Annotated in this window: 1 pseudogene; it reads right to left on the bottom strand. The window is 71.4% G+C overall.

Features of this window, described 5'->3' with window-relative positions:
- Window positions 1-384: pseudogene (locus AC5WS8_RS39430) on the bottom strand (IS1380 family transposase); the annotation flags it as partial.

Raw genomic sequence — 384 nt, 5'->3', positions numbered from 1 at the left:
ACCGAAGCCGCCCTTATAGGTGGGTGCGGCCTGCTCTTTCTCGGAGTGGCAGGTGACCAACGTGGCGTCGAGGTCCAGAACCAGGCCGGGAAGATCTCGTCCGCCGGCACGCGCAGCAGGTATGCCCTCGCCGGTCTCGGCGGCCTGCATCCATGCGACTTCCCGGGCTGAGGCGCGGGCCGCTCGCAGCGAAGCCAGTGCGGCCTCGTCGGTGTCGGCGAGCAATCGCCAAGCGGTGGGCGTGGAGGCGACCGGGCCGAACACCCCTGCCTGGTCCCGCAGCACGGCCAGATCCGCGATCGCCTCACCCCCGTCGGCGAGCATCACCGCCAGGTCGGTGGCGATCCGGCCCGGATCATGCCCGGTCCCACGCGGCCGAAGTGG

The sequence above is a fragment of the Streptomyces sp. PTL18 genome (assembly GCF_059510295.1).
The sequence above is the reverse complement of the archived record's forward strand: the minus strand, read 5'-3'. Positions and strand labels throughout refer to the sequence as shown.